The organism is Prevotella denticola, from assembly GCF_900454835.1.
In the GTDB taxonomy this organism is placed as follows: Bacteria; Bacteroidota; Bacteroidia; order Bacteroidales; family Bacteroidaceae; genus Prevotella; species Prevotella denticola.
Window position 1 is genome coordinate 105,154 of sequence record NZ_UGTM01000002.1, and the last position, 22,135, is coordinate 127,288.

22 protein-coding genes are annotated in these 22,135 nt (G+C 51.4%); 6 read left to right on the forward strand and 16 right to left on the reverse strand.

Going from position 1 to position 22,135, the window contains the following annotated elements:
- Nucleotides 1-114: 114 nt before the first annotated feature.
- The 3 genes from pyk to DYH27_RS08575 are packed head-to-tail and all read right to left on the reverse strand — an operon-like array spanning nt 115 to nt 2,732.
- A complete protein-coding gene (gene pyk / locus DYH27_RS08565; protein ID WP_025067340.1) occupies nt 115-1,587 on the reverse strand; it encodes a pyruvate kinase in 1,473 nt (490 codons plus the stop codon).
- Between the two features lie 19 nt (nt 1,588-1,606).
- On the reverse strand, nt 1,607-1,948 hold the full coding sequence (locus DYH27_RS08570; RefSeq protein ID WP_025067341.1) for a hypothetical protein: 342 nt from the start codon (nt 1,946-1,948) through the stop codon (nt 1,607-1,609).
- Between the two features lie 43 nt (nt 1,949-1,991).
- Nucleotides 1,992-2,732 (reverse strand): hypothetical protein, encoded by a 741-nt coding sequence (locus DYH27_RS08575; protein ID WP_025067342.1) that lies wholly within the window; start codon nt 2,730-2,732, stop codon nt 1,992-1,994.
- 1,004 nt (nt 2,733-3,736) lie between these two features.
- Between DYH27_RS08575 and DYH27_RS08585 the strand changes: the two genes are divergently transcribed.
- Complete coding sequence (locus DYH27_RS08585; protein WP_025067344.1) at nt 3,737-4,999, forward strand: Nramp family divalent metal transporter; 1,263 nt, start codon at nt 3,737-3,739, stop codon at nt 4,997-4,999.
- A 324-nt stretch (nt 5,000-5,323) separates the two neighbouring features.
- On the opposite strand, the gene mltG is transcribed toward DYH27_RS08585, so the two are convergent.
- Nucleotides 5,324-6,358: an endolytic transglycosylase MltG gene (mltG, locus tag DYH27_RS08590; protein ID WP_004351511.1), complete on the reverse strand. Its 1,035-nt coding sequence runs from the start codon at nt 6,356-6,358 to the stop codon at nt 5,324-5,326.
- 160 nt (nt 6,359-6,518) lie between these two features.
- Here mltG and DYH27_RS08595 point away from each other — a divergent pair, with 160 nt between their 5' ends.
- On the forward strand, nt 6,519-7,175 hold the full coding sequence (locus DYH27_RS08595; RefSeq protein ID WP_025067345.1) for an HAD family hydrolase: 657 nt from the start codon (nt 6,519-6,521) through the stop codon (nt 7,173-7,175).
- 60 nt (nt 7,176-7,235) lie between these two features.
- On the opposite strand, the gene DYH27_RS08600 is transcribed toward DYH27_RS08595, so the two are convergent.
- The 5 genes from DYH27_RS08600 to DYH27_RS13290 all read right to left on the reverse strand — a co-directional run bounded on the left by DYH27_RS08600 (nt 7,236) and on the right by DYH27_RS13290 (nt 12,218).
- Entirely contained in the window at nt 7,236-7,988 is a 753-nt protein-coding gene (locus DYH27_RS08600; protein ID WP_025067346.1) for a shikimate dehydrogenase family protein, read from the reverse strand.
- 98 nt (nt 7,989-8,086) lie between these two features.
- The gene (gene ubiE, locus DYH27_RS08605) at nt 8,087-8,821 is read right to left on the reverse strand and encodes a bifunctional demethylmenaquinone methyltransferase/2-methoxy-6-polyprenyl-1,4-benzoquinol methylase UbiE (RefSeq protein ID WP_025067347.1); all 735 of its coding nucleotides are present in this window, start codon (nt 8,819-8,821) and stop codon (nt 8,087-8,089) included.
- Nucleotides 8,822-8,979: 158 nt separating this feature from the next.
- Nucleotides 8,980-9,930 (reverse strand): phosphoribosylaminoimidazolesuccinocarboxamide synthase, encoded by a 951-nt coding sequence (locus DYH27_RS08610; protein WP_025067348.1) that lies wholly within the window; start codon nt 9,928-9,930, stop codon nt 8,980-8,982.
- A gap of 22 nt (nt 9,931-9,952) precedes the next feature.
- Nucleotides 9,953-10,900, reverse strand: coding sequence for a PhoH family protein (locus DYH27_RS08615; protein WP_025067349.1), 948 nt, complete (start codon nt 10,898-10,900; stop codon nt 9,953-9,955).
- 100 nt (nt 10,901-11,000) lie between these two features.
- Nucleotides 11,001-12,218, reverse strand: coding sequence for a hypothetical protein (locus DYH27_RS13290; protein WP_025067350.1), 1,218 nt, complete (start codon nt 12,216-12,218; stop codon nt 11,001-11,003).
- Nucleotides 12,219-13,088: 870 nt separating this feature from the next.
- Here DYH27_RS13290 and queC point away from each other — a divergent pair.
- Nucleotides 13,089-13,745, forward strand: coding sequence for a 7-cyano-7-deazaguanine synthase QueC (queC, locus tag DYH27_RS08630; RefSeq protein ID WP_029216362.1), 657 nt, complete (start codon nt 13,089-13,091; stop codon nt 13,743-13,745).
- A 339-nt stretch (nt 13,746-14,084) separates the two neighbouring features.
- On the opposite strand, the gene DYH27_RS13750 is transcribed toward queC, so the two are convergent.
- From DYH27_RS13750 to DYH27_RS08660, 7 genes are all read right to left on the reverse strand, one after another.
- Complete coding sequence (locus tag DYH27_RS13750) at nt 14,085-14,987, reverse strand: FAD-dependent oxidoreductase (RefSeq protein WP_394366010.1); 903 nt, start codon at nt 14,985-14,987, stop codon at nt 14,085-14,087.
- Nucleotides 14,936-16,498 carry a sulfide/dihydroorotate dehydrogenase-like FAD/NAD-binding protein gene (locus DYH27_RS13755; protein ID WP_394366011.1) on the reverse strand — a complete coding sequence of 521 codons (1,563 nt, stop codon included), beginning with the start codon at nt 16,496-16,498 and terminating at the stop codon, nt 14,936-14,938. The genes DYH27_RS13750 and DYH27_RS13755 overlap by 52 nt, the downstream gene beginning before the upstream one ends.
- Before the next feature lie 331 nt (nt 16,499-16,829).
- On the reverse strand, nt 16,830-18,119 hold the full coding sequence (gene serS / locus DYH27_RS08640) for a serine--tRNA ligase (RefSeq protein ID WP_025067353.1): 1,290 nt from the start codon (nt 18,117-18,119) through the stop codon (nt 16,830-16,832).
- 98 nt (nt 18,120-18,217) lie between these two features.
- Entirely contained in the window at nt 18,218-18,859 is a 642-nt protein-coding gene (locus tag DYH27_RS08645) for a tetratricopeptide repeat protein (RefSeq protein ID WP_029216361.1), read from the reverse strand.
- Nucleotides 18,860-18,864: 5 nt separating this feature from the next.
- Nucleotides 18,865-19,425 (reverse strand): peptide deformylase, encoded by a 561-nt coding sequence (gene def, locus DYH27_RS08650; protein ID WP_025067354.1) that lies wholly within the window; start codon nt 19,423-19,425, stop codon nt 18,865-18,867.
- Between the two features lie 102 nt (nt 19,426-19,527).
- Nucleotides 19,528-19,947, reverse strand: coding sequence for a Holliday junction resolvase RuvX (gene ruvX / locus DYH27_RS08655; protein ID WP_025067355.1), 420 nt, complete (start codon nt 19,945-19,947; stop codon nt 19,528-19,530).
- Nucleotides 19,948-20,448, reverse strand: coding sequence for an SPOR domain-containing protein (locus DYH27_RS08660; RefSeq protein ID WP_004351426.1), 501 nt, complete (start codon nt 20,446-20,448; stop codon nt 19,948-19,950).
- Between the two features lie 252 nt (nt 20,449-20,700).
- On the opposite strand from DYH27_RS08660, the gene DYH27_RS08665 reads away from it, so the two are divergent.
- The 3 genes from DYH27_RS08665 to DYH27_RS08675 are packed head-to-tail and all read left to right on the forward strand — an operon-like array spanning nt 20,701 to nt 21,594.
- Complete coding sequence (locus DYH27_RS08665; protein WP_004351478.1) at nt 20,701-20,916, forward strand: YtxH domain-containing protein; 216 nt, start codon at nt 20,701-20,703, stop codon at nt 20,914-20,916.
- Between the two features lie 9 nt (nt 20,917-20,925).
- Entirely contained in the window at nt 20,926-21,279 is a 354-nt protein-coding gene (locus tag DYH27_RS08670; protein ID WP_004351474.1) for a phage holin family protein, read from the forward strand.
- Between the two features lie 3 nt (nt 21,280-21,282).
- Entirely contained in the window at nt 21,283-21,594 is a 312-nt protein-coding gene (locus DYH27_RS08675; RefSeq protein WP_025067356.1) for a hypothetical protein, read from the forward strand.
- The last annotated feature ends 541 nt before the right edge of the window (nt 21,595-22,135 follow it).

Below are 22,135 nucleotides of genomic sequence, written 5' to 3' on the forward strand. Positions count from 1 at the left end.
AAAAAGCCATATCAACACTCGCTGTCAGAGTTTGATATGGCTCTTTCCATTGCAGGGCGGCATCTGCAGAATCAGAAGCCGACGACGGACTCCTTATATATCCTTACCCATCCGTCACTTCGCTTCACCCGTCACCTCCATACAGTCCTGCTCCTTCGGGAGGTGGAAACGGTAACTGCGGTCGAATACTTCGCTCACCTTGTTGATTTCAAGGAAAGTCGTACCGCCTCCGTTACCGAACGATCCGGACAGATAGGCAATCTTGTCGTCCAGGTCGATGTACCCCTTCTGGCGGAGCATACGCAAGGCGGCAGTAAACATCTCTTCGTTCGACTTATGCTGCTGCTGGTAGACGGCTATGACACCGTAACTCATGTTCAGCCAACGTTGCACCTTTTCCTTGTAACAGATGGCCAGAACAGGGTTCGGTCCACGGAAAGCGGCAAGATTGCGGGCCGTCTGTCCTGTCTCGCTGTCAGTGATGATTCCCTTGACACCCAGCTGTTCCGTAGCCTCAATGGCGCTGCGCGACAGGAACTCGCGCTGGTCGTTGGGGTTCGTCATGGGAACAGTGATGTGTCCGCGTTTATGGGCATCCCTCTCTGCCGCCTCGGCGATACGCGCCATCGTCTGGACAGCCTCAACCGGATACCTGCCGCTGGCCGTCTCGCCACTCAGCATCAGCGCGTCGGTGTGGCTGTAGATGGCATTGGCGATATCAGTCACCTCGGCACGGGTAGGACGGGGATTGCAGATCATCGTATGGAGCATCTGCGTAGCTACGATGACCGGTTTCTTCTTCAGAATACACTTGTTGATAATACTGCGCTGTATGCCGGGAATCAGTTCTATCGGCACTTCAATGCCCAGGTCGCCGCGCGCAATCATGATACCGTACGAGGCGTCGATGATCTCGTCGATGTTGTCGACACCCTCCTGGTTTTCTATCTTGGAGATAATCTTGATGTCCGAGTTGTGCTCATCGAGGATCTTCTGTACCTCCAGCACATCAGCTGCGGAACGGACGAAAGAGTGGGCAATGAAGTCAATGTCTTCCTCTATCGCCAGCAGGATGTTGCGCCTGTCCTTCTCGGTCAGTGCCGGCAGCTCGATATGCTCTCCCGGCACATTCACACTCTTGTGCGCCCCCAGGTCGCCCTCATTCTTTACCTGCGCCACCAGCATAGGACCGGCGCTCTCGACGATTTCCATGTCCAACGCTCCGTCATCGAAGAGGACGTGGTCGCCCACCTTCACGTCGCGCGAGAAGTCCGGATAGGAAACATTGATGATGTCCCTGGACGAATCGACCTCCGGACGACCGAAGATCTTTACCATGTCGCCTGCCTTGTAGTGGACAGGACTTTCCACACCCGTCGTCCTCACCTCCGGTCCCTTTGTATCAATCAGCAGTGCCAGATGCGGTGATACCGCCCGTGTGTTGCGGATGATTTCACGTATCCCGTCCTGCGTGGCGTGAGCCGTGTTCATGCGTACGACGTTCATGCCCGAGAAGAACAGCTTCTTCAGGAAATCGACATCGCAACGCCGGTCGCTGATTGAACATACTATCTTTGTCTGTTTCATATTTGACTGTGTTATTGTTTTAATTTGACATCGAAGAAAAAAACACGTATAAAAACGTTGACACCAGTATCACGCCCAGCCAGAACAGCACGAAGGCAATCGTCACCTTCCGCACCAGTCCGCCTTTCGGCCATCCACGTTTCCTTCCGCCTGTGGCCTGTTTCTGGCTATCGCCCTGTACCGTCTCCGTACAGCCTGTGCCAGCTGTAGAGCCGGCTACGCCGTCTTCCGGAACAGTCCCGGGCGTGACAACCATCATGCCTTCTCCGCAATAAGGGCAGTTGCACCTTACCGTCCTGCCGGCTTCCGACTCTATGGCGAAGAGACGGTGGCAGTGTTTGCAAGCTATCTGAAACTGCATACTCTTTTCTCCTTTCTCTGAAGTACTGTCTTACATTGAAGCCCTACCTCACATCGTCGATGAGGATGTGACCGTCCGTCATCTTGACCCGTATGTTCCTGGTTTCCGTCAGGCCATGTTCCGACAGTCTGACTTTGTACCAGTCGTTACCCGCAGGGGTTATCCGAAGATTACGCGACAGCTCGTCAAAATCGTATTCATTGTTGAGATTGCCGAAAGCACCCCACCATGCTGCCCACTTGTCTTCCTCGTCATCCGGACCGGTCCCGAAAATCATCTGGCGACAGTAGGGCGTGAGGTAACGGGCATAGTAGGACGGATCCGTATCGTCTGAGAGGAAGACCGCATTCTGATAGAACGACCGCAGGAACCTGCATACAGCCTGCTGCTGCTGTTCCCTTCGCTGTTCTTCCTCCACCTGCGCATCCTGCCGGGCACGGACCTGCATCAACGAGTCGGCATGCGCCTTGCGCTGTACACGGATTTCCTGCTGTGCCGCCTCCTGCCTGTCCTGCCACAGGATAAATCCGAAAGCACCCAGACCGCCCACAACAAGGACAATCAGCACCGTCAGGAGAATCTTTAGCCCCGGGCTGCCTCCCTCGCTGTCTTTCTGTCCGGAGACGGGATGCACCACCGGCGGCGTGGCGGGCTGTGCCATGGCTGGCAGATTGACCAACAGCGTCTGCCCGCAATAAGGACAGCTGCACCGCATACGGTCGCCGCCTTCTGCCGTAATCGTAAACGAACGACGGCATTTGTTACAAGTCACGTGATACTGCATCATTACTGTAATTTCAACAAAAACAATGCAAGCGAGGACAAAGAAAGCGTGCTTTCAATTGGCCAGGCTCGGCTTATTCTCTGCAAATTTAAGACTTTTCTTCCATATTTGGAAATGTTTTAGGCAATATTATAAAGCCCTCCCGGAAAACGGAGCGATGGTATCCTCATTGCATAAAAGCAAGTTTAAAAAGAGAACCGCCGGATTATCTGCATACAGGGCCTGCCCCGGCAAAGAGGGAAAGTACGGACAACCGTTTCCCATATTCTTTCCTGGACCTTGGCTGCCTTGAATGCACAGGAAAGGGGGAAAGACAATCCGATTCTTTTTCATATGCAAAGCAGGAAACATCAGGCTGAATCGGCAAAATGCGAAAAACGTCATCGGAACAGGAATAATACCGTACAGGAGATTTCCTCTTGTTTCTCATAACAGAATGAAACAACGGCTTCATATCCATTGCAGATATGTAACGAAGGACCGTCCGGACGGATGGAGAAGGAGAAAATCTGTAATAAAAAAAATGTTTCATTGTGAATAAAAAAGTTGCATAAAAGTTTGCTCGTACAAAATAAATCCCTTATCTTTGCAAGCGTTATCCTGAATACAATCTTTTTACCTTAAAGAAACTAATACCTATTGAGATTGAATGCCCGTCGCTGTGAAGCGTAGGGCATTTTTCGTTTCCATGAAAATCATCCACTGAATTTTAATGACGTATCAGCAAGCCCGCTTCATGGAAAATATTGAACACTCCCGACCTTATTCTTTCAGTTTGAAACAAAAGAAGCTTATTGTCTGCAAACAATATGTAATCTTTTCTTATTGCAGTCATAGACAGTCATAATCCCATGCCGGCGAAATCCCGCCGTAAACCGTCAGACAGAATGTTTCCCTGCCAGATACCCACTTGTTATGAATTTGCATGCCGTCCTGTGATAATAGGCCGTCAGCATTGCCGTTTCTCGCATAGATATTGTAACTTTGCAGAAAACTTGGACAGAATGAAGAATATATTAAAAGAACTGAAACGCAAGGACCATCCCCGTGTGCTGGGAGCCCTGGATATTTTCAAGTACATCGGCCCGGGGCTGCTCGTGACCGTCGGTTTCATCGATCCGGGCAACTGGGCAAGCAACTTTGCGGCGGGCTCGGAATACGGTTATGCACTGCTGTGGGTCGTGACGCTCTCGACCATCATGCTGATTGCCCTGCAGCACAACGTGGCTCACCTGGGAATCGTGACGGGCCTCTGTCTGAGTGAGGCGACCGTAAAGTATGCACCGAAATGGGTCGGCCGGCCGATCATCGTGAGTGCCATCCTTGCCAGCATCTCCACCTCACTGGCCGAGATTCTCGGCGGCGCCATCGCCCTGCAGATGCTTTTCGGCATGAGTATCCCCACCGGATCCGTACTGACGACGGCGGCCGTACTCATCATGCTGTTCACGAACAGTTACAGGAAGATGGAACGTGCCATCATCGGTTTCGTGTCGATGATCGGCCTGTCCTTCATCTATGAACTGTTCCTGGTCGACATCCACTGGCCGGCCGCCATCGAGGGAGCCTTCGTCCCGACTGTTCCGCAAGGCTCGCTCCTGATCATCATGAGTGTGCTGGGGGCTGTCGTCATGCCGCACAACCTGTTCCTGCACTCCGAAATCGTGCAGAGCCGTGAGATCCATCTGGAGGGGGACGCACGCATCCGCTATATGCTGAAGTACGAATTCATTGACACGCTCTTCTCCATGATTGTGGGCTGGGCCATCAATTCTGCCATGATTCTCCTGGCGGCAAGTACGTTCTTCTCGCACGGCCAGCACGTTGACGAGCTTTCCCAGGCGCAGGCGATGCTGCAGCCGCTGCTGGGCAACAACGCTGCCAACATATTCGCAATAGCCTTGCTGCTGGCGGGAATCTCGAGTACGATAACAAGCGGGATGGCAGCCGGCAGCATCTTCTCCGGGCTGTTCGGCGAGTCGTACAATGCCAAGGACACACACTCCATCGTGGGCATCGTCCTCTCGCTGGGCATTGCGCTCCTGATGATTTTCTTCATCGGCGATCCGTTCAAGGGCCTGATCGTCTCGCAGATGTTCCTTTCCGTACAGCTTCCGTTTACGGTGTTCCTGCAGGTCGGACTGACTTCCTCGAAGCGTGTCATGGGACAGTATGCCAACAGCAGGCCCAACATGATTTTCCTTTATTCACTGGCCGGCATCGTCACCTTGCTTAATATATGGCTGCTGATAGAGAGCGTGGCATAGACGGTATGTGCCGGCATCCGCTCCTGCCGCCTCCACGGTGTCAGGAAAATTCACAACACGCAGCAGACTGATGCCTGACAGCAGTTCAAGTAAGCACCAACCGGCCTCCAAGTAGTGCTTACTTGAAAGCGAGAAGGTGCTTAGTTGGAGTCCAACTAAGCACCTTCTCGCTACTGTTTTGTAACACTTTGATTATCTATAAGTTGCAGACGGCGAAAAGCGAACCTCCAGATGCCGCCCGGAGAACATCGGGTGGACATCTTGTAAAGGAAATTCAAAAACGCTCCTCAGTCCGTCTGTTGCGTCCGCCCGGTACGTCCCACCTTAGTTGATTCCATGTGCATTCAGGGCCTTGGCATATTTCTCGGCATTCACCTGATGCTCTTCATAAGTCCTGGCGAAGTTATGCGTACCGCTGAAGTCTTCTTTTGCACACATATAGACATAGTCGTGATGCACATAGTTCAGCACGGCGTCAATGGCAGCCACCGACGGGATGCGGATCGGTCCGGGAGGAAGTCCGCGGTACTTGTAGGTGTTGTAAGGGCTGTCAACCGTGAGCCACTTTTGATAAATACGGTGAGCCGTGAAATTCTTTGTGGCGAACTTTATCGTAGGGTCGGCCTGCAGAGGCATATTGATATGCAGGCGGTTGATGTACATACCTGCTATCTTCGGCATCTCAGCCTCGTTGTCGGTCTCTTCGTCCACGATACTTGCCAGCGTGACGACCTCCGTCTGCGTGAGGCCGGCCCGCTTCGCTTTCTCTTTCCGTTCAAAGGTCCAGAACTTCTTGTTCTCTTCGCTCATCTTGTCGAGGAACTTGTCGGCCGATGTGTTCCAGTAGAAATCATAGGTGTCCGGGATGAACATCGCCGGGATTGTCTCCGGCGTGAACCCGTATTTCCTGCAGGTTTCCCTGGAGGTAAGCCGTGAAAGAAGCTCGGCACGGGTGAACATCATCTTTCCGCTGACATCTGTCGCGAGATCCTCGAGGGTTCTTACGGGCTTGATGGTAATCCTGACTGGAGCCTGGAGACCGTTGATGATGTGCCGGGAGGTCTGGAGCGAACCTGATGAACCTACGGAGAACCTGCCGGTCCGGATGTTCCCCGCATAGCCCATAATGCCTGCAAGCCGCTTGAAAACCCAGTAGCCCTGCGGCGTAGAAACAGGCTGGAGCTTGGCACAGACAGAGTCTATGTTGTCGTCTTCGTCAATAAGGACGTACTCTTCCTTGCCGGTGCGGGACATTGCCGAGAAGAAAAGGAAGTAGGCCACGCCTGCCAGTACGGCGCAGACAGCCGCCATGCCCCATCGGGCTGATCCGCCCTTGCGCTTTTTATTCGTCTTTGTCATCTTCGTTGTTATAGAATTCCGGGGTGCAAAGTTACAACATTAATGGTTGAAACAAGCAGCAAGAGGATATTTTGATGGCTGCTTTTTTTGAAATTTAAGAGAAAAAATGGTCTGTTGTCTGTATTATTGCGTAATTTTGTCCGGCGAAAACAAAAGGATAATGAAAGATTTTGATACATACATTTTCGACCTGGACGGTACGCTGCTGAGTACACTGGGCGATCTGGCGGCGAGTACGAACTATGCGCTCCGATGGGCAGGCATGCCGGAACGGACAGTGGAAGAAGTGCGTATGTTCGTGGGGGACGGTGTCAGACTGCTCATGGAGCGTGCCATTCCGGACGGAGCGGACAACCCCAGATTCGAGGCTACCTACGCCAGATTCCGTGAACATTATATGCTGCATAACCTTGACACGACCCGTCCTTACGACGGTGTTCCGGAACTGCTGCGTGAGCTGAAGCGGCGCGGCAAGAAGCTGGCCATTGTCAGCAACAAGTTCTATGCGGCCACCCAGGAACTGGCCCGCCACTTCTTCCCCGACACGATCGAGGTGGCTATCGGCGAACGGGAAACCATCCGCAAAAAGCCTGCTCCCGACACGGTGCTCGAGGCTCTCCGCCAGCTGGATGCACCGAAAGAGGGAGCTGTGTACATCGGCGACAGCGACGTGGATGTCATGACGGCGAAAAACTGCGGTCTGCCCTGTATCAGCGTGCTGTGGGGATTCCGCGACAAGGAGTTCCTGACGGAGCACGGAGCAACCTGTTTCGCAGAGAAGCCGGCGGATATCCTGAGCAGGCAGACGGCACGGTAACGATCCGACGGAATCTGCCCGGACGGATGTACTGTACAGGTCTGCCGGTTCCGGCCATGGCTATTTCTGCTCTTTTCCGTTCCAGAACTCCCAGCTTGCGAAAGTCTGGAGCAGAAGCATCTCGAGGCCGTTCTTCACGACAGCTCCCTGTTCGCGTCCCTTCGCCATGAAGAGCGTCTCGTCCGGATTGTAAAGCAGGTCGTAAAGAAGCGTATGGCTGTCCATCGCCTCATAGGGAAGTGCAGGACAGACATCCGTCTTCGGGTACATCCCCAGAGGGGTGCAGTTCACGATGACATTGTATTCACGGACGATTCCAGGTGTGATTTCGTCATACGTCAACACCCCATTACGTTTTGTGCGCGACACGAACATCGTCTCCAGCCCGAGTGACTTCAGACCATAGTTGACGGCCTTGGATGCGCCGCCGGTACCCAGGATAAGGGCTTTCCGATGGTGCCGTTCGAGCAAAGGTTCTATGCTCCGTGTAAAGCCTATCACGTCGCTGTTGAATCCTTTCAGCAGTGTCTTGCTGCCTTTGTGCGTGACACGGATTACATTCACTGCCCCGATGGCCTTGGCTTCCGGGCTCAGGCTGTCCAGATAATCAATCACCTGTTCCTTGTAAGGAATGGTAACATTCAGTCCGCGCAGTTCCGGATTGGAATCGACGACTTCTATGAAATCATCTATCGAGGGGATTTCAAAATTGATATAGGCGGCATTGATGTGCTCGTTGTGGAATTTCTCGTTGAAATAGCCAATCGAGAAAGAGTGCCCCAGGGGGTAGCCGATAAGTCCGTACTTGTCCATGTCTAAACCTTGTTCTATTGTTTTTTCAGCAAACTGTGAGGGACACCTTGCACACGGTGCCCGCTTCTATGAAAAGCCCACCAGAACCTTGCAAATACTTATTTCTCCGCAAAATACATCGTGCAGATACCGAAAGTCAGCCGGCGGAAAGAGCTGTGGGAGAAGCCGGCCTTGCGGAATATCTCCATCATCTGCTCGCCCTGCGGAAACGCCTCTACTGTCCTGTTGAGGTACTCGTATGCACTCTTGTCCTTGGAGATGAACCTGGCATAGCTGACCAGCAGGGTGTGGGAATAAATGTGGAAAAGCTGTTTCATCGGGAAACTGACAGGTGTCGTCAGCTCCACGATGCTCAGATGTCCGCCTTTCTTCAGCACACGGCAGATTTCGGCGAGTCCTTTGTCAAGGTTCTGGAAATTGCGGATGCCGAACGCCGCCGTGACTGCATCGAAGGTCTCGTCAGGAAAGGAAAGGCTGAGACAATCCTCTTTCCGGAACGAGATAACCCCGTCGAGTCCGGCCGCCTTCACCTTCTCGCGGCCGATGGCCATCATGCCTTCAGAGATGTCCGCACCGACAAGATGCCTGGGTTTCAGCTCCCGGGCGGCGAGAATGGCGAAGTCGCCGGTTCCCGTAGCGATGTCGAGCATCTGTTCAGGACGGGAAGGCAGCAGCTGGCGGATGGCCTTCTTCCGCCATCCCTTGTCAATATCCCATGACAGACGATGGTTCAGCGTGTCATAGGTAGGGGCGATATTGTCGAACATTTCAGCAATGAGTTTGCCTTTCTCGCCCTCACCGTCATAGGGTTTAATCTTTTCCTGATCGTACATATTCTATTTAAAGGAATTATTCTGACGTTAGAGGAGTTGAGGAAGTCAGAGGAATCAGACGGGTTAAGCCGAATGTCCATCTTGAAACGGACAGCAAGCGTATGCCGCCCCTGGCTTCAGTTCTCCTGCATCCTTGCCTCCACAGACTTCCCTGACATCTACTTTCTTGAAGCGAGGTACTGCTTTACATTCTTCTCGATACGAGCGGCAATGTCGCCTTCCTCAGCCGCCTTGTCGAACTTCTCACCGGTGATGTGCTCGTAAAGTTCTATATAACGGTCGCTGACACTTGCGGCATACGCATCCGTAATCTCCGGCATGGTCTGCCCCGGCTCGTTCATAAAATCGTGTTCGATGAGCCACTGGCGCACGAACTCCTTTGAGAGCTGCCGCTGCGGCTCGCCCTTGGCGAGCTTCTCTTCATAGCCGTCCGCATAGAAGTAACGGCTTGAATCGGGCGTATGGATTTCATCAATGAGATAGCACTTGCCGTCACGCTTGCCGAATTCGTACTTCGTATCGACCAGAATCAGTCCCTGCCGAGCCGCAATCTCCTGTCCCCGTGCGAAAAGCCTGCGTGTCCAGTCTTCGATGACAGCATAATCTTCGGCCGAGACGATACCCTGCCGGATGATTTCTTCCTTGGAGATATTCAGGTCGTGTCCCTCGTCCGCCTTGGTCGTCGGGGTGACTATCGGTTCCGGGAAACGCTCGTTCTCGCACATTCCGTCGGGAAGTCTCACACCGCAGAGCTCGCGGCAGCCTTCCTTGTAAGCGCGCCATGCAGAACCCGTGAGGATGGAACGGATGATCATTTCCACACGAAAGCCTTCACACTTCAGGCCGACCGTCACCATGGGATCCGGCGTAGCCAGCTTCCAGTTAGGACAGATGTCTGCCGTCTGGTCGAGGAACTTGGCTGCAATCTGATTCAGCACCTGACCCTTGAACGGTATACCCTTCGGCAGTACCACGTCGAACGCTGAAATCCGGTCGGTAGCCACCATGACAATCAGATCGTCGTTGATGTCATACACATCACGTACTTTGCCGTGATAAACACTCTTCTGTCCATCAAAATGGAAATCGGTCTTTGTTAATGCTTTCATTTTCGTTTATGTTTATAGAGTCCTATCTCTTGTCCGCCTTGTCGTGTGTCTCGTAGGCTTTCACGATACGCGTAACCAACTTGTGCCTCACAATGTCCTTCTTGTCGAGCCGTATCACCGAGATGCCCTCCACGTCTCCCAGGATGGCAAGCGCCTCTTTCAACCCGCTCTTCTCCGCATGGGGAAGGTCGATCTGGGTAAGGTCGCCCGTGATGATCATCTTCGTGTTCCAGCCCATGCGGGTAAGGAACATCCGGATCTGTGCCGGCGTCGTGTTCTGCGCTTCATCGAGGATGACGACCGCATCGCTCAGCGTACGTCCCCGCATGAAAGCCAGAGGAGCGATCTGGATGACGTGCCTGTCCATCATGTCCTGCAGCTTTACGGCGGGAATCATGTCCTCCAGCGCATCATAGAGCGGCTGCAGGTAAGGGTCGATCTTGTCTTTCATGTCACCCGGAAGGAAACCGAGCTTCTCACCGGCTTCTACGGCCGGGCGCGAGAGGATGATCTTCTTGGCGACCTTATCCTTGAGCGACTTCACCGCCAGGGCTATGCTGAGATAGGTCTTCCCCGTTCCGGCAGGACCGACGGCAAAAATCATGTCGTTCTTCTCGAAGGCGTCGATCAGCTGCTGCTGATTCCCCGACCGCCCTTTGATCGGCCGTCCCGCTACAGAATAGACAAGGACATCCTTTATCGCATCGGCCTTGGTCTTCCGACCTTTCACGATGTCAAGGATATCCTCTTCCGTCAAGGTGTTATACCGCTCCACATGCCTGCGCATGGTCTCGATGTCCTCCTCTATCTTGGCCATCTCCTCTTCGTCGCCCAAGATCCGGACGACATTGTCACGCGCGACAATCCGCAGCTTGGGGAAGAGCGACTTGATCATCTGAAGATGGCCGTTGCCGACTCCATAGAAGACGACCGGGTCTATATCTTCAAGAACTATATGCTTCTCTATCAACTTCGTCAGCTTTATATTTGCTCGCAAAGTTACTATAAAATCGTGACACTCGCAAATTATTCTCCCAAAGTTTCCAAGCTTTGCCTTTCCTCTATATCCCCTATATTTCAATATATTTTATTTGGGGATAACTTATCTCAAACTTTCTTAGTTTTGGATGTGTTTGGATAAGTCTTCTTAATAGGTTCAAGCTATTATATATCGACGTGCATAAAGAATGTTGCTTTAATAAATAACCATTAGAATATTTATTTCGTTGTATTTTATGAGCTGGATCTTGCCTTTCTTTGCGTAAACACTTTAATGGTATTAATATCTTATCGCAGTATTCATTATTAATATGAGACACCCATTCCTTAAGACATTCTAAAGAACCCCTTGTTTTCCCATCCTTGGTTATTGACATGAATTCCTTAAAAAAATGTATATCAATATTTGAAGTTACAACTTTCTCCATTAAAAGTAGAAAATGATTATATTTTTCTAATGTTGGAAATGGAAGTATATCAAACCCTTCAAGTTCATCTTTCTTAAAAGTCTTCAAGAAAATAGACTTTTGAAAGGCTTCTGAAGTTAGTTCTTTCAAGTTTATGATTTCCTTTAATATCGCACAATACACAGTGTCGGGGAAAGACCAACACATTTGGAACTCATTGTCAATATAATTTTTTAAGACTTTACAGTTTGAAGGGTCATGGACCATATGATTATACCAAATACTTTGGTTCATTTCTGACATATTTTGAAGGTATCTTGGAAATGCTACAATGACAATATCATCACCATCTCGCCCAATTCCAAATGTTTTTAAATTTATAGATTGCCTTTCATCTATATTCAGAACAGAATGGATCTCACCTTGATAGTTGTTGAATTTGAAATTCATTCTTGGGTCAAACGCATAATGGTATAAAATGCTGTATTCAAAATAACACGCTTTCAACTGTGGATACCCTAAAGCCATCATACGATTAAATGGACGCAAAAGCTCCATTGAAACATCTCTATTCTTTTTTAGATATGAAGGTGATGGATATAATACAAGATCCTCGTTTTGAGTATGTTTTTGAAGATATTGTATTTGCTTTTCTTTTGGGGGAAATCCGAACCTTATGATATACGGATTTGGGTCGATCTTTTGTGAGAGTATGCAAATCTTATCCCCCTCTATCAGCTCTAATAAAAATTGCATTGATATTTCTTTACTGCATGAGGTTATTGAACTCTGCGGTAATCCATTATAATCTGTTGAATGGATGAAGTGTTGATAAACTTCATTCAAAAATTTACCCTTATATATATCTATTGTCTCACTCATATGTTATTGATTTAAATAGGATTGTACGTAAAACATTACTTACATTGCTTCCCGAACTTTTTATGCATTTTTCATCATAACATGTTTTGGGTGTTATATATAGCAAAGGTAATTATAATAAGTGAGAAAAAAGCATAAAACCACATAAATATGTAGGTATTATTGTGGGTCCCCGCTCAAAGTACTTGTACAGAGGAGGTTGTATCTCCCGGGATTTTCCGCATGGATTTCAGCAGGCGGATGCCTCCCGGACTGATTGCCGCCAGGGGATGGCCGGCCGCTCATCTGCCGCCCGGTCGCAAAGAAGAGCCGAAGGAAGTATTATGCGACGCTCCCTCCCGTGTCCTGTATCAACGCAATCCATGTTGCATGAAGAAAGAGAAAACCGTCCGTTCTGTCCGATAAAATTACCATCATGCAGAACAACGGAAGGATAAAACCTGCAAACACCGTCAACAGAAGACAGAACTGAAGAAAACGAAATCCACAGGAAATCGCAGCTTTCATAACCAGTTCATAAACAAGAACATAGAACACACCGAGGAAACAAGGCCTGATAACGTTGCAAGTAAGCGTCAGTTGGGTTCCAAGTAAGCATTACTTGAGCCGTTGAAAGGCATTACTTGGGAAGCTGATAACGGCAGGTTGAAATGGAGGCGGTTTCCCCGACTTCTCCGGTGCATATCGTTGCGATAGAATGCGGATGCTTTTATTGTCTGGAATGTATAGTTTTTTCATGCAGATCAACAAATACTTTTAATCAAGGTACGCCCGCCTGTCCGGACTTTCCCAGATACACCTTGATTTTTCCATCGATACATTTGGTGGAAACCTCATGTTTTGGTAAATTTGCAGGAAAAAACAGATCAGATGAAAGATTCGGTTATCATTGTCAGCGGCGGACTGGACTCCATCACATTACTGTACGACAAGGCGGAGACGATAGCCCTGGCTGTCTCCTTCGACTATGGACAGAACCATGGGGCAAAAGAGCTGCCCTTTGCAGCCCATCACTGCCGGAAACTGGGCATTCCCCATATCACGATTCCGCTGTCGTTCATGCACAGGTATTTCAAGAGTTCGCTCCTCGACGGTGCGGAAGCCATTCCGGAGGGACACTATGCGGAAGAAAACATGAAGTCGACGGTCGTTCCTTTCCGCAACGGCATTATGCTGGCGATCGCCACAGGCATTGCCGAGAGCCATGGACTGAAACGTGTGTACATTGCCAACCACGGCGGAGACCATACCATCTATCCGGACTGCCGTCCGGATTTCATCCAGGCAATGGATGGTGCGGCGGCAGCGGGGACTTTCGTCAACGTACGCATTGAAGCACCCTATACGAATATCACCAAGGCGGATATCGTGTGCCGTGGAACAGCTCTGGGCGTTGATTATTCCAAGACATGGAGCTGTTATAAGGGTTCTGATGTCCATTGCGGGAAATGCGGGACGTGCGTAGAGCGCAAGGAAGCCTTTCTGGAAGCTGGGGTAAAGGATCCTACGGAGTACGAACCGGCCTGACCTGCCGGCGGAGGACCTGTCACCGTCTTTCCCATCACTATGGGCAGATCACAGGCTGTCACTGTCTGTTGTTCTTCGGGGGGCAGTCTTCCGCTGCCCGCCTTTGCTTTCATTCAATAAGAAAGGCGGGTGTTTCAAAACACAAATGCCTTTTTTGAAAGTCTTGCAATTTGATGCGACCCAACAGGAAAAGCCCATTTCAAAACTCATCTGTGAGTAGAGAAACAGGCTTTTCCTTTGCTTTTAGAGGATTTCAACGTACAGATTGAAAGTAGTCAAGTTGTGAAGTTATATTTTGACACACCTCTTTTTTGTTTTTCCATTGTCAGTCAACAGCTCTTAACTTGTCAGCCGTTCCGCCATGTTCGCAGCGGCTCTTCTGCCGTCTCCCATGGCGAGGATGACTGTGGCTCCGCCACGTACAATATCGCCGCCGGCAAAGATCTCCGGCTGCGAGCTTTGCATCTGCTCGTTGACGACGATGGTGTCTTTCCGACCCAGTTCCAGTCCCTTGATTGACTTCGGCACCAATGGGTTGGGCGACACACCGACGGCAACGATTACCTGGTCGCAGTCAACAGTGATGGTCTCGCCCGTCGTCTCCGGACGGCGACGTCCGCTTGCATCCGGTTCTCCGAGCCTCATCACATCCAGCACCGCTGCACACACACGCCCTTTCTCGTCGGCCTTGTATTCCTTGGGATTATGCAGCGTGAGGAAATGAATGCCCTCTTCCTTCGCATGCTTCACCTCTTCCAACCGTGCCGGCATCTCGGCTTCCGAACGTCGGTAGACAAGGGTTACATCAGCCCCCAGCCGCTTGGCGGTGCGGCAGGAGTCCATCGCCGTGTTGCCTCCGCCGATGACAAGTACTTTCCTACCTATTATGATAGGCGTATCGGTCTCTGGATTGGCAGCATCCATGAGGTTGATACGTGTCAGATACTCATTGCTTGAGAGGATGTTGATGGCGTTCTCTCCCGGAATCCCCATGAAGTTCGGCAGTCCGGCACCCGACCCGACGAATATGCCTTTAAATCCTTTCTCTTTCAAGTCGGCGATGCTTATGGTCTTGCCCACGATGGTATCGGTCTGGAAGTGAACGCCCATACGCCGGAGGTTCTCTATCTCCACATCGACAATCCTGTTCGGCAGACGGAACTCCGGAATACCGTATTTCAGCACACCGCCTATCTCATGCAATGCCTCAAAGACGTAGACTTCAAAACCACGCTTCGCCATATCCCCGCAAAGCTCAGTCCGGCAGGACCGGAACCCACGACAGCCACCTTGATGCCATTAGAAGGGGCCATGTCAGGCAGTGCCATGTGCCCGCTCTCCCGTTCATAGTCGGCAGCAAAGCGTTCCAGATAGCCGATGGCCACTGCCGGCGAATTCATCTTCAGATGGATGCAGCGGCTCTCGCACTGCTTCTCCTGCGGACAGACCCGACCGCATACAGCAGGAAGTGCCGATGTCTCCTTGAGGACTCTGGCGGCTTCCAGGAAATGTCCACGTTCGATGTTCTTGATGAAGTCAGGTATGTGGATATTGACAGGACAGCCTTCCACGCAGGACGGCTTCGGACAGTCGAGACAGCGTTTCGCCTCCTGCATCGCCATCTCAGGCGTCAGACCGATGTTTACTTCCTCCAGGCGGGTTGTGGCACGGTAGGCAGGATCAAGCTCCGGCATCTTCACCCGCTCTATGGCTGTACGTTCCTTGGGCTTGAGTGCCTTGCGCAAGACCTTGCGCCAATCCTCTCCTGGTTCTCCGGAAGGAGAAGAGGGACGGTCTTCCGCAGCTGTTCCCTGGGCGGCATCACCGGATTCTTCTTCTCCCCTGAAGTCCGTTGACCCTTTTCCATCAGTAGCCTTTTCGTCTTTTGCAGCCTTTCCGTCAATACTTTTCTTTGTCGGAGTCCCGGCCTGACACTCCTCTCCTCCGGACGGACTTGATGCCGTCTCTATCTCCTTGAAGGTTCCCATCCGCTTGAACATCTCATCCCAGTCAACGAGGTCGCCGTTGAACTCGGGACCGTCAATGCAGACAAAGCGGGTCTTGCCGCCGATGGTCAGCCGGCAGGCACCACACATTCCCGTACCGTCCACCATAATGGTATTGAGCGAGACATCATTGGGAATGCCGTACTTCCTGGCCAAGAGAGACGTGAACTTCATCATGACAGGAGGTCCGATCGCCAGTACCTTGTCGACGTGTTCCCGCTGTATCACTTTCTCTACACCCACGGTGACAACACCTTTCTCGCCGTAGGATCCGTCATCAGTCATGATGATGACCTCGTCAGAATACTTCCTCACGTCATCTACCATGATGACAAGCTCCTTGGTCCGTCCGGCAAGCACAGAGATGACCTTGTTGCCTGCCTGCTTCAATGCAGTGAGAATGGGAAGGATGGCGGCGATACCGATTCCGCCTCCGGCACAGATGACCGTACCGTAGTTCTCTATGCGTGAAGGCGTGCCGAGCGGTCCGACAATATCGTGGACCTCATCACCGACATTCAGCCGGCAGAGCTTTGTAGAGGATTTCCCCACCTCCTGGATGACCATGGTGAGTGTCCCTTTCACGGGATCAGACTTGGCGATCGTGTAAGGTACACGCTCGCTGCGGTTGTCAACACGCACGATGATGAAATTGCCGGGACGGCAACTCCGTGCGATAAGCGGTGCTTCTACCTCCAGGCAGAACACCTTCTCTGAAAACTGTTGTTTGCGGATAATCTTGTTCATGGGTAGTAAAAATCCTCACCGCATTCTCTCCGATCGGAACAGAGAGCGAAACTTTCTGTCGGGCGAGGTTGTTAAAATAAGGTGATTATAGGTTTTTGTATATTCTCGGTTATTGATTCCGGGTGAGAGAGGATTCCCATGCGGGAGGGATACGATTCCTAAGAATGCCTCCGATGATCCATCGGTCCCCTGCATACAGGACATAAGAACAAGAGAAGGAAGGTTTAAGGACAGAAGAGGAAAGCCCCAAGCGTAATAGAAGACAGACCTGAAGATAAAGGAAAACCCTCCAGCCCCGCTCGCTACAGAGCGGGACTGAAGGGTAATGCCATTAATCCATCTTCTCGTCCAGCATATCGAATCCACAGTAGGGTACAAGTACCTTCGGGACACGGATGCCTTCCGGTGTCTGGTTGTTCTCTATGATGGCTGCAACAATACGCGGCAGGGCCAATGCCGACCCGTTCAGCGTATGGCAGAGTTCTATCTTCTTGTCATCGGCATGACGGTAACGGCAATGCAGACGGTTGGCCTGATAGCTTTCGAAATTGGACACACTGGAGACCTCCAGCCAGCGTTCCTGTGCGGCACTCCATACCTCGAAGTCATAGCAGATGGCAGACGTGAAGCTCATGTCACCGCCGCAGAGACGCAGGATATGATAAGGCAGCTCCAGCTTCTTCAGCAGTCCTTCGACGTGCTCCAGCATCTCATTCAAGGAAGCGTAAGAATGCTCCGGCTTGTCTATACGGACAATCTCCACCTTGTCGAACTGGTGCAGACGGTTCAGTCCGCGTACATCCTTGCCATAGCTTCCTGCCTCCCGACGGAAACAGGCGGAGTAAGCACAACGCTTGACAGGCAGGTCCTGCTCGTCGAGAATCTCGTCACGGAAGATGTTGGTTACCGGCACCTCCGCCGTCGGGATGAGGTAAAGGTCGTCGAGATTGGCATGGTACATCTGTCCTTCCTTGTCAGGCAGCTGTCCCGTTCCCAGTCCCGAATCCTGGTTTACCACCAATGGCGGCTGCACCTCCAGATAGCCGCTCTTGCGTGCCTCATCGAGGAAGAAGGCTTCCAAGGCCCGCTGGAAACGTGCCATCTTACCGATGTAAAGCGGGAATCCCGCCCCTGTGATTTTCACACCGAGGTCGAAGTCTACCAGATTGAACTTCTTCAGCAGGTCCCAGTGGCACTGCGCATCAGCCGGCAGATCAGGCTTCCGTCCGCCTTCCTTCACGACGACATTGTCGCTGGCATCCTTGCCCTCCGGCACGTCATCATTCGGTACATTCGGAATGGTGAGCAGCACGTCCGTCATATCATTCTGTGCTTTGTCCATGATTTCCTGAAGTGCCTTGTCGGCCGACTTCAGCTGTGCCACCTCTTCCTTTATGCTGTCAGCTTCATCTTTCCTGCCTTCTTTCATCAGTCCGCCGATCTGCCGGGAAAGCTGGTTCTGCTTCTGCTTGTTCGTGTCGAGCTTCTGCTGTGTCTCACGACGCAGACGGTCATATTCCAATACTTTCTCAACGGCCTCACGCGCACCGACGAAGTGTTTCTTCTCCAGTCCCTTGATGACACGTTCGGTCTCCTCACTGATGAGCTTTAATGTAAGCATAACTTCAATTCTTTATTAATTTGTTTCTGAGAGCAAAGTTACAAAAAATCTTCTATAATCCAATAACATTTACCCTACTTATTTAGGCAGGGACACCACTATCGGACCGGCAGGTGAACGAGAGGCCTGTTTTTCATCAGTACTGAAGCGTCTCCACCATCAGCCAGACCCGGCAACGTGAAGACCGGCCGGCCGGTCGGACGTATGGGCTGCGGCTTAGGTCTGCGCCCGGCAGCGATGTCATCGTACAGCCGGGCAGCCGTTTCAAAATCCTTCCAGCGGCGGAGAATATAATCCAGCTGGCGGAGAGCAGCCTGTCTGTCACCCGCCTGGTATAGGCTGTAAGCACGGTTGAACCAGTCATCACGGTTATCGGGACTGATTTCCAGGGCATGGGTATAAGCGACGACAGCACTGTCATAATGTTCTTCACGGATGCTGACCATGCCATAGAGTTCGTAGATCTCTGCGATGTAAGGCTGCAGGTCCAGGGCACGGCGGCAGTCCTCCCCTGCCCCCTTATAATCCTCAAGGTGATACTTCGACAACGCCATCAGATACCACGCTTCATAGAGATTGGGCTTCAGGGCGACGATGCGGGTGAAAATCTGCATGGAAGCAACGTAATATCCCCGGTCGAGTGTCCGTCTACCCTCCTCCATCATCTTCTTGATGTTGTACTGGGCAGCTGACGGCATTGCCAGCAGGCACAGCAAGGACACCACAATTCCACGCACCATCGGGCTTACCTGCGTGGGACCTTCACACGATAGCTGCAGCGAACCTTGCCCTGCAGGAGAGCTTTCAGCTTTCCGCTGATCATCTGCCTGCGGAAAGCAGAGAGATGGTCGGTGAAGACACGGCCGTCAAGATGGTCGAACTCATGCTGGATGACACGTGCAAGATAGCCGTCTACCCACTCATCATGCTCTGTGAGATTCTCATCAAGATACTTCACGTGGATGCGTCTTGCCCGGGTCACCGATTCGTGGATGCCGGGCAGCGAGAGACAACCCTCTTCCATCGTATCAGTCTCCGAGTCGTCGAGTTCAAGGATATGACCGTTGATGAAGGCATGACGGAAATCCTTGTATTCAGGGAAAGTATCAGAAAGTACATCCAGATCAATAACAACGACCCGGATAGACTTCCCGATCTGCGGTGCAGCCAACCCGACACCATCGCTGGCGGTGTTGGTTTCAAACATATTCCGGATCAGCTCCTGGAGGTCGGGGTAATCGAGGGGGATATCCGCAGCGACCTTCCGCAAAACCGGCTGACCGTATGTGTAAATGGGTAATACCATAAATTTCTTTTTCTTGTTAGGCGTGACGAGGACGATGACAAGAGTCCGGACAGGAAACAGCAACAAGCGGCAGAAAGCGATCATCAGCGCCGGTCGCAACCGTCAAAGTCCCCTGGCCTTCATGTAGTCCTGCAGGATAATTGTTGCCGAAATCTCGTCGACAAGCCCCTTGTTCTCACGGCGTGTCTTCTTCTTCACACCGCCGGCAATCATCGCCTGATGGGCAATGACCGATGTAAACCGCTCGTCATAGTAATCAACAGGCAACTCAGGATGAGCCTTGCGCCAGCGGTTGACGAACTGCTCAACACGACCGAGGTTTTCACTCGGCCGGCCGTCCGGCTGGACAGGTCTGCCGATGACAAGCTGCTCAACCGTTTCCGTCTCGATATACTGTGTAAGGAAGTCGAAAAGTCCGGACGTGGCAACAGTCGCCAACCCGTTGGCAATGATGCGCAAGGGGTCGGTGACTGCCAGTCCTGTACGTTTCTTTCCGTAGTCTATTGCCAGGATCCTGCCCATTTACTTGGAGAGCAGCCAGGCATCAGCATAAGTGGCACGCAGCTGGTTCCTGCTCTGCACGGCAGAAGCCTTGCTGTCGTAAGTGGAAGCTACCACACGGTACATATTGTTACCGGCATTGTAAGCCACCTGTGCCTCATAGCCTGCGTTTCTAAGCCGCTGCTGCAGCCCCTCCGCATTGGCCTTTATGCTGAACGAGCCGACGACAACGCTGTATGACTTCAGCCCCACACCGTTGACAACGGACACATTCTCGCGGCGGACAGGCTCATTGTCGTAGTTGTCGACAACAGGTGTCTGGGTGACAGGCTGCGTCTGTGTCTCGACAGGAGCTACGACAGGGGCCTCCTGCTGCGACGTGCTGTCATCGTTGTCAGCAGATGTCTGCTCCTGTGCCTTTGCTTTCTCGTAAGCCTTCTTGTATGCACTCTCGCTGGACTTACAGCCGGTGAACCCCATTGCCACACAGAGAGCTGCACCCAAAACCATAAATTTCTTCATAATCCCTTAGTTGTTTATTGGTTATACTTATATTATTCTACTTTTATCGTGCGAAGTTACGAAATAAGAAGCAAAAGAGAGGAAACAACGTGTCTAAAGTTTGTTAAATAAGGAATTTGCAAGTTTTTTAACACAAAATAGAACTGAAAGTGTTGCCGGTATGAGAAAGTTTGCCTATATTTGCGATTGATAAGAACAAGTTTTCACTAACAATAAAAACAAGTTTTCACTAACAATAAAAAACAATAGATTATGAAGACATTAGGTTACATTGGCGCATTCCTCTGCGGCAGCATCACAGGTGCAGCCCTGGGACTTCTGCTGGCTCCGGAGAAAGGAACTGACACACGTACAAAAATCGCTGACGCAGTGGATGATTTCTGCAAGAAACACGACATCAAGCTCAGCCGCAAGGAAGCTGACGATTTTGTCGAAGACATCAAGGATGCGGCTTCGGAAGCCATCTAACACGCAGAGATGTTCTCCAACGACAGAAACATAGAAACAATAGCACAGCTTATTGAAGTGCTGAGACATTACATCGGGCTTCAGTCTGAGTACGTGAGGCTCGATGTAATTGAAAAGGTGGTGCGGCTGCTGACGGTAATCACCGTGGTGGCGGTGTTCTGCATCATCCTCTTCATTTCGCTTGTCTATCTCTCCTTCGCTGCAGTCTACGCACTGCAGGACTGGACGGGTTCACTCATCGGGGCTTTTCTCATTGTCGGCGGCGGCTATCTGCTGCTGCTCGTCATCTTTATCAGTCTGCGTCACAGACTCATCGAACGCCCTCTGGTAAGATTCCTGGGAAGTCTCTTAATGTCGAAATAGCCCATGAACAACCAGCATATACACCAGTCTTCCGATTATCATACACTGAATGATATACGGCTGCGCAAGGCACAGCTGCGTACGGACATAACCAAAGACGGGAACAGGATTGCAGGACTTTGGGACGAACTGGTACACAAGCCAAAAGACAGGAACACGCCCACACAACGTTTCTCAGGCGCAATCAGCACAGGCGCAGGCATTCTGGACGGACTGATTCTGGGCTGGAAACTGTACCGCAAGTTCAGCGGCAGACAGCCGGGGAACATCCTGGGCAAAAGAAAATTCAGTTTGTTCAGAAGGAAGAAGAGCTGACGAGCAAACGAGCTGTCAGGTGAACGAATTGAAAAAACGAGTTGACAGACAAACGAGTTGTCGGCCTGCCATTCCGTACGATTTGGATGGGGCTGCTTTCTTTCTCGTGGCACAGCCCGATTGATGGAGTGCCCTGCGGACAGCAATCGGACAGTCCGGTTCAAATCATACAGGCAGAGAATCTGTCACACCATCATTCCGCCTTTGTTTTACAGTGACAGTAGGCGTTGGTAGAATCCAAGGGCGTATTCCCACATCACCATCATCCCTCCGTGCTGCATACCGACACCGGCCGTGTCAGCAGCAGACACGACCGGTGCCACACGTAAACACCAAGGAAACAGGGCCTCCCCAACAGCCTGCCGGCTCGACTCCTTTATCTCTAAAGCGAGCTTCCCAATCCCCCGGACAAGCTGACAGCCTGACTCCCATCACGCCCTCCTGCCCCTTCACTCCTAAATACTCCCAGCTCGTCTGGCAGTTGTGATAAAACACGTGCATAATGCCGGAAAAGCAGCCCAGACCTTAAAGTAAGGTACAA

What these genes read in the sequence shown, in the direction of transcription:
- pyk (WP_025067340.1), bottom strand. Translation starts at nt 1,587, where the DNA reads ATGAAACAGACAAAGATAGTATGTTCAATCAGCGACCGGCGTTGCGAT.
- DYH27_RS08570 (WP_025067341.1), bottom strand. Translation starts at nt 1,948, where the DNA reads ATGCAGTTTCAGATAGCTTGCAAACACTGCCACCGTCTCTTCGCCATA.
- DYH27_RS08575 (WP_025067342.1), bottom strand. Translation starts at nt 2,732, where the DNA reads ATGCAGTATCACGTGACTTGTAACAAATGCCGTCGTTCGTTTACGATT.
- DYH27_RS08585 (WP_025067344.1), top strand. Translation starts at nt 3,737, where the DNA reads ATGAAGAATATATTAAAAGAACTGAAACGCAAGGACCATCCCCGTGTG.
- mltG (WP_004351511.1), bottom strand. Translation starts at nt 6,358, where the DNA reads ATGACAAAGACGAATAAAAAGCGCAAGGGCGGATCAGCCCGATGGGGC.
- DYH27_RS08595 (WP_025067345.1), top strand. Translation starts at nt 6,519, where the DNA reads ATGAAAGATTTTGATACATACATTTTCGACCTGGACGGTACGCTGCTG.
- DYH27_RS08600 (WP_025067346.1), bottom strand. Translation starts at nt 7,988, where the DNA reads ATGGACAAGTACGGACTTATCGGCTACCCCCTGGGGCACTCTTTCTCG.
- ubiE (WP_025067347.1), bottom strand. Translation starts at nt 8,821, where the DNA reads ATGTACGATCAGGAAAAGATTAAACCCTATGACGGTGAGGGCGAGAAA.
- DYH27_RS08610 (WP_025067348.1), bottom strand. Translation starts at nt 9,930, where the DNA reads ATGAAAGCATTAACAAAGACCGATTTCCATTTTGATGGACAGAAGAGT.
- DYH27_RS13290 (WP_025067350.1), bottom strand. Translation starts at nt 12,218, where the DNA reads ATGAGTGAGACAATAGATATATATAAGGGTAAATTTTTGAATGAAGTT.
- queC (WP_029216362.1), top strand. Translation starts at nt 13,089, where the DNA reads ATGAAAGATTCGGTTATCATTGTCAGCGGCGGACTGGACTCCATCACA.
- DYH27_RS13750 (WP_394366010.1), bottom strand. Translation starts at nt 14,987, where the DNA reads ATGGCGAAGCGTGGTTTTGAAGTCTACGTCTTTGAGGCATTGCATGAG.
- DYH27_RS13755 (WP_394366011.1), bottom strand. Translation starts at nt 16,498, where the DNA reads ATGAACAAGATTATCCGCAAACAACAGTTTTCAGAGAAGGTGTTCTGC.
- serS (WP_025067353.1), bottom strand. Translation starts at nt 18,119, where the DNA reads ATGCTTACATTAAAGCTCATCAGTGAGGAGACCGAACGTGTCATCAAG.
- DYH27_RS08645 (WP_029216361.1), bottom strand. Translation starts at nt 18,859, where the DNA reads ATGGTGCGTGGAATTGTGGTGTCCTTGCTGTGCCTGCTGGCAATGCCG.
- def (WP_025067354.1), bottom strand. Translation starts at nt 19,425, where the DNA reads ATGGTATTACCCATTTACACATACGGTCAGCCGGTTTTGCGGAAGGTC.
- ruvX (WP_025067355.1), bottom strand. Translation starts at nt 19,947, where the DNA reads ATGGGCAGGATCCTGGCAATAGACTACGGAAAGAAACGTACAGGACTG.
- DYH27_RS08660 (WP_004351426.1), bottom strand. Translation starts at nt 20,448, where the DNA reads ATGAAGAAATTTATGGTTTTGGGTGCAGCTCTCTGTGTGGCAATGGGG.
- DYH27_RS08665 (WP_004351478.1), top strand. Translation starts at nt 20,701, where the DNA reads ATGAAGACATTAGGTTACATTGGCGCATTCCTCTGCGGCAGCATCACA.
- DYH27_RS08670 (WP_004351474.1), top strand. Translation starts at nt 20,926, where the DNA reads ATGTTCTCCAACGACAGAAACATAGAAACAATAGCACAGCTTATTGAA.
- DYH27_RS08675 (WP_025067356.1), top strand. Translation starts at nt 21,283, where the DNA reads ATGAACAACCAGCATATACACCAGTCTTCCGATTATCATACACTGAAT.